Annotated in this window: 1 protein-coding gene; it reads left to right on the forward strand. The window is 40.6% G+C overall.

Translation table 11 applies throughout. The features are described 5' to 3' along the window. The coding region (locus A5295_RS06085; protein WP_064622182.1) for a TM2 domain-containing protein at positions 1 to 427 on the forward strand (427 nt) is incomplete at its 5' end. Positions 428 to 490: the final 63 nt, after the last annotated feature.

Here is a 490-nt window from a genome sequence, read left to right on the forward strand (position 1 = left end):
TAAGAGACAGCAGTACAGTGCTCAGCCTCAGTACAATGCTCAGTCACAGTATGGTCAGACTCAGTATGATCAGAATTCATATGCTCAGCCGCAATATGGTCAGTACTCTCAGTCTACTCCTCAGTACAATCAAGCATCTTCATACTCTAACTATGGGTCTAATTATTCATCAAACACATACAGAAGCTCTCGTAACAAGATTGCTGCAGGCCTGTTAGCCATTTTCTTGGGTGCTTTGGGTGTGCACAATTTCTATCTTGGTTTTAAAGGCAAGGCTGTTGCTCAGCTGCTTATTTCTATTCTTTCTTTCGGCTTGCTGGCTTTTGTTTCTGGAATTTGGGCATTTATTGAAGGAATTTGCATTCTTTGCTCTCAGCCTGGTTCTAAGTGGCATAAGGATGCCGATGGAGCTGAACTTCAAGACTAATTTTACAATTATTATTTAGCGTATAATGCCCTGGTAATTATTTGCCGGGGCATTATTTATAAT

The organism is Gardnerella sp. 26-12 (assembly GCF_001660745.1).
In the GTDB taxonomy this organism is placed as follows: Bacteria; Actinomycetota; Actinomycetes; order Actinomycetales; family Bifidobacteriaceae; genus Bifidobacterium; species Bifidobacterium swidsinskii.